3 protein-coding genes are annotated in these 5185 nt (G+C 47.8%); all 3 read right to left on the bottom strand.

The annotated features are described in order from the left end of the window. Positions 1–586: 586 nt before the first annotated feature. The 3 genes from G1ANC_RS03645 to G1ANC_RS03635 all read right to left on the bottom strand — a co-directional run bounded on the left by G1ANC_RS03645 (position 587) and on the right by G1ANC_RS03635 (position 5025). Complete coding sequence (locus tag G1ANC_RS03645) at positions 587–1114, bottom strand: GNAT family N-acetyltransferase (RefSeq protein WP_129693646.1); 528 nt, start codon at positions 1112–1114, stop codon at positions 587–589. A 12-nt stretch (positions 1115–1126) separates the two neighbouring features. Further along, positions 1127–3904, bottom strand: coding sequence for a type IV secretory system conjugative DNA transfer family protein (locus G1ANC_RS03640; RefSeq protein WP_129693645.1), 2778 nt, complete (start codon positions 3902–3904; stop codon positions 1127–1129). Between the two features lie 65 nt (positions 3905–3969). Further along, entirely contained in the window at positions 3970–5025 is a 1056-nt protein-coding gene (locus G1ANC_RS03635; RefSeq protein ID WP_129693644.1) for a sigma factor-like helix-turn-helix DNA-binding protein, read from the bottom strand. Between the last annotated feature and the right edge of the window lie 160 nt (positions 5026–5185).

The following is a 5185-nucleotide window of genomic DNA, read 5'->3' as shown; positions in this document are numbered from 1 at the left end:
AATAAAAAGTAAAAGTAAAAGATGACTCTAGTAGCGTGGTTAAGGCTCCCCATTTTAGACCAAGATTAATAAGCTGCGGCTTATATCAAAGTAAAACCGTTATTCGCTAACGTATGATTAATCATCCTGACAACATAGATTATAAGACGTAAAACGGACATTGTGCGACGTTAAGTCTATGTGTAAATTATAAACAAGATTACATCCCTTTTGTTGCTGTTTTTTGATTAATCTCGAAGGTTTATTGTCCCAGAGCTTCTAAATACTTTATATTTACCCCGCTTTTTAAGGGTGTTTATGATTTTGTCTTTGTATACGATTTTGTCGTCTTAGCAATTATTATGTTAGTTTTCTCAAGCTTATTTCATTAGATCTTACTATGTGTAATTTATCGTAACGACTAATGCCATATCTACAGGAATCCAAACCTTTTGCGTTCGAGTCTCTTAAATGGACTATTAAGATGTTCTATATTTGTTCTAAAACTGTTGGTTGCTGAATCAGATACATATAAGTGGGGTCGCTGGTTTGGAACATGATAGATTCGGATAAGCGAAGGTAGAAGTACGGGTCGACTGTTTGCGTCTCATCGTTTATCTTTATCTTTTTCTTTCAAATCTTTTTTATACCGCAAAAACAAACCCCCGTCCTCTTTCATGCAGCTGAAATAGAAGCCGTTTTTTGCCAAGAGGTTCTGTAGGCCTGGCATTTTCTGGGGCGCTAGTGTTTGTAATTGCGTTGCGCCGCGTAATGCTGTTTTAGTCTCGACTAGTTGTAATAATCGTGTACCAACTTTTCGGCGGCGGTATTTTTCTCGTACGACGATTAGTTCCAAATTTGCTATTTTAGGATCGTTTGAGTCCTGGCTATAGATAATTGTGCCAACTGGTTTGATGGTATTGCTGCTTTCATCGATGTATCTGGCCAGTGCAGCGGCGTACTCACCCAAGTATAAACGCTGCGTTAGGTCGGTAGCTGCTTCCATGAAAGCATCTCGGCCTAGTATGTCTGAAATTGGGCCGCAGATACTGGGCTTGCATAATAGATCAATAATCTCGCCAACTTGAGCGTCATGAGCATGCGGCGTGGTGGCTATTTCTAACGGTAGAGGCATAGCAATAGTTGATTACGAATTGGAAGTAGCTGTCGCTGGAGTTTTGCGCCGGCGGCTGCGAGTGCGTTTGCGCTTTGGCTTGTCGCTAGTAGCTGTGTCTACTTTCTCTGTTTCTTCATTGGCGGCAGGTTTAGCTGCTGCATTTGTTTTCGCGGTGTCATTATCCTTTGCGGCCTTTGGCGTGTCTTTATTGTTTTGACCGTGGTCTATTTGTAGCAAACCAACAGCGCCCTTGTCAAGTTTGACCGATGGCTGTTTGGCAATTGGTTGGGTCTGGTCTTGCGGTTGCTTAGCGGCTTGGCGCGCGGCGCGATCGGCGGCTCGCTGTTCGGGTGTTTTTGGCGGCGTATAGGCAGGACCAGGTTTTTTGACGACTAGGTTTTCTGGCGGTAGGATTCGGTTGGCGATATCGGCTTCAATATCGCTGCGGTTGCGGCTATAATTATCGCGCGTCCATTGGATAATCCGGCCGGTGTTGTCGTCTTGCGCGGCTGGCAGATTAAGCGTCTTGGCACTAAAAGCTGGAGCCTTCTCGCCGTTGATGACCATGTTGATGATAAAGTTACGATTGTGCATCTGTAGTAAGTCATTTGGCTCGAACTGTGGTTCAAATTGCTTGGCGAGAATCGGACTATCATCAGCAGAAACACGGAAGCTAATTACGGTACCGACGTTGCCGAAAACAGCATCGCGGACGGTTTCTTCCATCTGGCTAATGTACTGGTTGGCGACGGTCAGGTTGAGGCCGTATTTGCGCGCCTCGGATAGAATTGTAGCGAATGAGTCAGTGGCAAAGTTTTGAAACTCGTCGACGTACAGGTAAAACGGCCGGCGATCCTTGATGTCAGGGATATCGGAGCGGCTCATGGCGGCGAGCTGGATTTTGGTAACCAAAAACGAGCCGAGAATACCGGCGTTATCCTCGCCAATGAGGCCCTTACTCAAATTGACGACGAGAATCTTACCTTCGTCCATAATTTGGCGGATGTTAAATGTTGATTTCGGCTGGCCGATGATATTGCGGATGACTGGATTGGCGGTGAAGGCGCCGACTTTGTTGAGGACTGGCGCGATGGCTTCAGCCTGGAACTTGTCGGTCCAGCTAGCAAACTCGACATTCCAAAATTGCAGTACCACGGTGTCTTTACAGTAGCTGAGCGTGTCTTTGCGAAACTTTTTGTCAGTGAGCATGCGAGTAATATCGAGCATGGTAGTCTCGGGCCGGTCTAGTAGCGCTAAAATGGTATAGCGCAAGATATACTCGAGGCGTGGACCCCAAGAGTCGCCGAACATACGCTTCAGCACGCCGATAACTTCTGATGAGATATTAGTTTTTTGCGACGGATTGGTAACCTCTAGCGGGTTGAAGCCGAGCGGATACTGCGTGTCGGCCGGGTTAAAGTAAACAACATCCTGCAGGCGCGAGCCTGGGATGAAGCGCATGTTATTGATAGCAAAGTCGCCGTGCGGATCAATGATAGCATAGCCTTGCCCGTGGAAAATATCGCTGAGGGCAAATAACTCCAGCAAACCGCTCTTCCCTGCTCCCGTCTGGCCGATGATGTAAACATGGCGCGAGCGGTCGTAGCGCAGCATACCGAATTGATGGTTGATACCGCGAAAATTAGTCATGCCAAAGGCCGAGATATTCTCATCATGCGCTGGGTCGCCAGTTAGGACTGGCAGCTTCGGCGGCGGTTCGGCGGTTTTGGTGCTAGCCCAGACAATGTTTGGCGTTTCGACATTAGTGTGCGGCAAATGGTAAACACTGGCGACTTCCTCGATATTCATCAGATAACCGCGGTCAGCAAAGAGGCGGGTCTTGTATTTGGCGAGCGCCTCTTTGGCGAAGCTATCGTTCGACATCTTGAAGCCGTTGAGGTTAGTTGAATTAAACTGCTTGAAGGTACCAATGATTCCTTGCATACGTAATTTGGCATCGCTAGTGCGTTCGCCTAGGTAGGCGACGCGGATTTTGACTTGATAGCCGAGTTTAGTCGCCTTTTTTTCAGCTTCAGATATGCGGGTTTTGTCGCGCTCTGACAGCTCTGGACCGCCGCTAGCGCCTACTTGCTCGGGCGGTTGCCACAGAGCAGAGAATAGGCCGGCAATCCACTTGCCTATACCATCGGTACCGAATAGGTTGAAACCGCCTGCTTTGACCGATTGAATCCAGGCGTCGGCTTCTTTGTGCCAGCTGTCGGCGACCGGGCGCACTAGCATTTGTATCCAAATTTCTTCGTCGGTATCTTCGAGCTTGGCGAGCGTGCCGGTGATGCCAGCTAGCGGGTCAACTTCGAAGCTCTGAAAGGTTTTGATCGGCAAAAATTCCTTATCGGTTAAGGTAATCTCTGAAGTGTAGACTACGCTGTGGTGGCGTTCGTGAGCGACATAATCTTCTTCGGCCTTATGGATTTGTACTTGCGGGTATTGGGCGTAAATCTGGCCTTCGACGAAGCTTTGCAGCGATTTCGGCGTCCAAACGTAGAATTGAATCCGCCCGCCCACCGAGGCAATCTCGAAGCTTAGATGCTCCTGATAGCCATTGTTAGCTTTCAGCTCGCGGGCATCGCGCAAAATACCATGGAGGCTAGCGAACATTTGCTCGGCGGCCAGCTCAGACTTATCGTTGGTTTTTGGAATCTCGAGGGTTAACAAGACGCTCTCAACGTTCTTTATTACATCAATACTGCGATAATTGCGCCAAGTTAGATATAACAGCACAATAACCAACGGCCCCCAGACATACCATTGCAACAATAGAGCAATAACAGAAGTGATAAATGACATAGCTATACTTTCATTATATCATACCTCTGTTATTTTTGCAAGATTAAGCGGAATCCGCAGATAGATTATTGCTGTGGTTCGGCGATGGTGTAAGTCGCTTTAGCGACGCGCTTGAACATCGATTTGCTTTGCAGATTGAGCAGAATAGTTGTTTCTTTGACTTGGCGGCTCTTGAGTACGCGCTTGACGATTTCGTCGCGATGAAGCGGCTCGCCTGCCTTGCGCAAAATGTCGGCGATAATATCTGAAACGGTGCCTTTGCTATAGCCCCAGCTGTCGAGGGCGTAAATGCCGCGGCCGATTAGGACGAAGCGTTTGTCTTTGATAAGTTCGTTGTGGATAGCTTGAGTGGTAACGTTTCTGCGCTTGAAGTCGCTTTCTTTGATGGCTTTAGAAATGTCGGAAAAGTGCATCGGCTTGCCGTTGCCTGCCAAAATAACGTAGATTTTGTCGCGGATGTTTTTAGGATTGACAGTTGGCCACTTGGCTAGACCCCAAACGTCTTTGAGATTGGCTAGTTTTTTGGATAAGCTGGCCAGGCCGCGGATCTGGGACGGACTTTCGAAAGTCAACATGCCGTGCAAGCTCTCGATGTCGATTGGCTGGCCGTGGTTTTTGATGGTTTTAACAATGCTGTCGATGTCGCCGCGGATTTTCTTCTCATTACCGTTTTCGGCGATACTGATGCCCTGGTAGTAATTGTCGGTTTCGTTGATTATAACGAAGCGCGGCGATAACTCGCCGATAAAGGCAACGTGAGCTCGGGTATTATTGGAAGCTTTGTCTTTCGAGAGGCGGTTGGCGACGTCTTGGACGCGGCCGACGCGGCCGTTTTCGGAAAGGTCGCGGATAATTAGGCGCTCGGCGTCGCTAATGGCGGGGATTTTACCGTCGGTGGCAGCGGTTTTGAGGCGGGCTAAGATGGCTTTTTCGAGTTGGCGGACACGTTCGCGAGTGATGCCGAGCAGCTCGCCGATTTGCTCAAGCGTTTCCCGGCGTTCATATAGGCCGAAACGGCGCGTGATGATTTCGCGTTCGCGTTCTTGGTCTATGGTCTTAAGAATATCCTCAATTGCTGTCTTGATAGTCTCCACAGCAGGTGTACCGGTAGTTTCGGTCATGCGATCCTTATCCTTTTATCTCCACTCCCCGCCCCTCGAGAGTGATTTTAGTTTGATATCGTAATTTCGTATCTGATTATAATACATAGTAGTTAGATTGTCAAATCAAATACTAACTAATTATATTGTATCACAATATAGACGCTTATGGTAAATACTT

This window comes from Candidatus Nanosynsacchari sp. TM7_ANC_38.39_G1_1 (assembly GCF_004138385.1).
This window is presented reverse-complemented; position numbering and strand designations above follow the sequence as displayed.